The 3,626-nt window shown below is 39.7% G+C and carries 3 protein-coding genes; 2 read left to right on the top strand and 1 reads right to left on the bottom strand.

Features of this window, described 5'->3' with window-relative positions; all coding sequences use genetic code 11:
• Positions 1–253 precede the first annotated feature (253 nt).
• Positions 254–1,186 carry an NAD-dependent epimerase/dehydratase family protein gene (locus IQ228_RS23260; protein ID WP_193964586.1) on the bottom strand — a complete coding sequence of 311 codons (933 nt, stop codon included), beginning with the start codon at positions 1,184–1,186 and terminating at the stop codon, positions 254–256.
• A 300-nt stretch (positions 1,187–1,486) separates the two neighbouring features.
• Between IQ228_RS23260 and IQ228_RS23255 the strand changes: the two genes are divergently transcribed.
• Both IQ228_RS23255 and IQ228_RS23250 read left to right on the top strand, forming a co-directional pair.
• Complete coding sequence (locus IQ228_RS23255; RefSeq protein WP_027402802.1) at positions 1,487–2,629, top strand: glycosyltransferase; 1,143 nt, start codon at positions 1,487–1,489, stop codon at positions 2,627–2,629.
• A gap of 112 nt (positions 2,630–2,741) precedes the next feature.
• Positions 2,742–3,500 carry a sugar transferase gene (locus tag IQ228_RS23250; protein ID WP_027402801.1) on the top strand — a complete coding sequence of 253 codons (759 nt, stop codon included), beginning with the start codon at positions 2,742–2,744 and terminating at the stop codon, positions 3,498–3,500.
• The last annotated feature ends 126 nt before the right edge of the window (positions 3,501–3,626 follow it).

Raw genomic sequence — 3,626 nt, 5'->3', positions numbered from 1 at the left:
TTTCAGAAAAGTAGCGGTAAAGCTAGGATTAAATTCTAGTGGAATCAGTAGAGGCGCATTGATATCGCCGTTAAGATTATTTATTTGGTCTTAAGAATCCCCGTCCATTTATGGCGGGGAGTGTCAAATTAATATCATTGAAGGCAGAGCCTTCTAGAATTCATTCCCAGTCTCTGACTGGGAATGAGATGACTTGAGTTGTTTGCGAGATAGATGTTTTCCGTTAAGTTGACACCATTTTACCCATTACTCATTACGTGGCGTTTAAAATCTCATCATCTACAGAAAAATCAACTTCTTTTTTATCTGCACCAGTCGCTAAATAGTCATTTTCTAAAGAGTCTTGCAAACCAGAAATTAAATCATATTTAGGTTGCCAATTTAGTTCTATTTGCGCTTTATTCACCGATGCAAAGAAATGCTGCACCCGCATGGGAAAAGCCTTGCGTTTACCAAAATCAAACTTTTTCGGATCATAATGGACAATTTTCACATCATCAGCAGACTTACCAGCAGCCACAGCACAAGCGCGGGCTAAACCGTCGAAAGTGACAAAGCGATCGCCCGAAATATTATAAATCTGCCCAATTGCCTGATCATTACCAATTATTTGGGTCATCGCTTGAGCTAAATCCCAGACATGACCAAGCTGAGTGATGTGCATACCATTTCCGGGAATACAAATCGGGCGATCGCGCACAACTCTATCAAAAAACCAACTTTCCAAGGGATTATAATTTTGCGGTCCGTAGATATAAGTAGGGCGAATAGAAGTAAAAGGAATTCCTAACTGCTTGAGGTAAGCTTCCGTTTCATGTTTACCCTTGTGACGACTCTTAGGATCAATAGCATCCCCTTCTAAATGGGGCATTTGGTCAGATTTGAGGTAAACACCCGCAGAACTCATATAGACAAAATGTTTGACCCGTCCTTGAAAAATTTCCGCCAGAGGTTGTGTATCCGTTAGTTCCCTACCATTATTGTCAAAAACGACATCAAAACTTTCTGGTGCTAACTTTTCTTGAAGTTGAGTTGAGTTAGTGCGATCGCCGATAATTTGTCCTACCCCCGCAGGTGCAGCATGATTACCACGATTGAACAAAACCACCTCATGTCCAGCCTTCATCAGTAATTCAGTCAAATACACCCCAATAAACCGAGTTCCACCGATAACCAGAATCCGCATAACTTTCTAATTCCTGAATAAAAATCACCCTTATTTGTAGAGGTTATCAGGTTGTAGTATCACTAGAGGAACATCTTTTGGTAGGATTATATCTTCTATTCAATCTAGAGATTTTCTTACTTCTAGATCACAGTGAGGAATATTTAATATAGCGGTATGCAGTTGGATGAGAACATAAACTTGTCATAGAACTTAGGCAGCACAAGACTTTAAACTCTGTCACCTGTCACCTGTCACCTGTCACCTGCTATATCACCTCATTAAAATAGCCTAATTACCTTCCACCCATTCAACTTAACCGTGTCCCTAGAATATGCCTTAGTTCATGAGTGGTTAACCCCTCAAGCCACAGGAGGTTCAGAACTCGTAGTCCAGGAAATATTAAATCACATTGACGCTGATTTATACGCCCTGATAGATTTTGAATCCAGCAATCCAGAAAGTTACCTGTACAAACGTCAAATTGGCACAACGTTTTTACAGAAATTTCCCCAAGCCCGTCAAGGAGTCCAAAAATATTTACCCTTATTACCCTTGGCTATTGAGCAATTGGATTTGCGAGAATATGAAGTTATCTTATCTTCATCTCATGCTGTAGCTAAAGGAGTCTTAACCACCCCTAATCAATTGCATATCTGTTATAGCCATAGCCCCATGCGCTACGCTTGGGATTTAACCTTTGATTATCTCAAGGAAAGCAAACTAGGGCAAGGAGCAGTCGGCTGGATCACCCGCCAAATCCTCCATAATTTGCGGCAATGGGACGTAATTAGTGCCAATCGAGTAGATTACTTCATTGCCAACTCCCAACACACAGCCAGACGGATTTGGCGTTGCTATCGTCGAGAAGCAACCGTCATCTATCCACCAGTCAACCTAGATGAATGTCTCTTTCCCTCGGAAAAAGAGGATTTTTACCTGATAGTTTCTCGATTAGTTGGTTATAAACAAGTTTCCTTAATTATTGAGGCTTTTAATCACCTAAAAAAACCCTTGATCATTATTGGCACAGGTCCGCAAATGAACAAACTACGGGAAATAGCCCAACCACATATTCAAATCTTAGGATGGCAACCCGATCATATCGTCAAAAATTATATGTCTCGTGCCAAAGCCTTTGTTTATGCAGCTTGCGAAGACTTTGGCATTGCCCTAGTTGAAGCCCAAGCTTGTGGAACTCCCGTAATTGCCTATGGTGCAGGTGGTGCATTAGAAACAGTTAGAGATATTCGGACACATCCTGATACAGGAACTGGTATATTATTCAAAACCCAAACAGTAGGAGCTTTAGTAGATGCCGTAGAAAAATTTGTAGATCAGCAACATTTATACAGTTATGAGTATATACAAACACACGCTAATCAATTTTCTCGCCAGGTTTTTGCAGAACGCTATCTCAGTTTTGTGAATGAATGTCGTGAAAAAGGAGTTTACAGACAGTAAACATCAGCCTTTTGTATTTATTTTCTCAGAAGACAGGAAATTTTTCCTCAAAATTACTGCCTTTTAGCTTTAAGATCGGGACTATGTGTGGTGTGGATTATAAAGGAGTATGATGACTGCCCAGAGTTCACTCCTCTCCGGCAAGCGATACCCGCGGAAGGATAACAGTACATCTACGACTGTTTTATCAAAACGTGGTCAAAAAGTTAAACAGCCAAAGGTGAAATCCAGAAGTTTATCTTTTGAGGGTTTATACGGAGAGTTCTTTAAACGACTGTTTGATATAGTTTTTTCATTGTCGGTCTTGATTTTGTTTTCTCCCATTTACATGATATTGGCTTTATTGATAGCCATAAGCTCCAAGGGTCCGATTTTTTATGTTCAAGAACGGGTGGGCAAAAACTACCGCAGCTTTAATTGTATTAAGTTTCGTACTATGGTCAACAATGCCGACGAGATGCTCGTCGAAATGATGGCCACATCACCTAGCTTGCGAGCAGAATTTGAAGACAACTTTAAGCTGAAAACAGACCCAAGAATTACTAAAATTGGCCATTTTTTGCGAATTACTAGCTTAGATGAATTTCCCCAATTTTGGAATGTTCTCAAAGGAGATATGAGTGTAGTTGGTCCAAGACCTTTAGTGGCAGAAGAATTAATCAAATATGGTGATTATATCAATCATGTTTTAACGATTCGTCCTGGAATTACTGGTTTGTGGCAAGTATCTGGACGGAATGATATTCCATATCCTCGCCGGGTGCAAATAGACCTACATTATGTCAATTTTAGGAATTTTTGGCTCGATTTGCGGATTATCCTCAAAACAGTTAATGTTGTCATCATGCCGAAAAATAAAGGAGCTTACTAAGTAAGTACAACAATTCCCTCTTATGGGGCAACATTATGCCCCAAAAACCATTTTTGACAGCAAAGGTATAAAATTCATTTGTTTTTATAATATAAGCAATAATTAATACACTAAGAGGGTGTTTGA

This window comes from Dolichospermum sp. LEGE 00246, from assembly GCF_015207865.1.
GTDB lineage: Bacteria > Cyanobacteriota > Cyanobacteriia > Cyanobacteriales > Nostocaceae > Dolichospermum > Dolichospermum heterosporum.
This window is presented reverse-complemented; position numbering and strand designations above follow the sequence as displayed.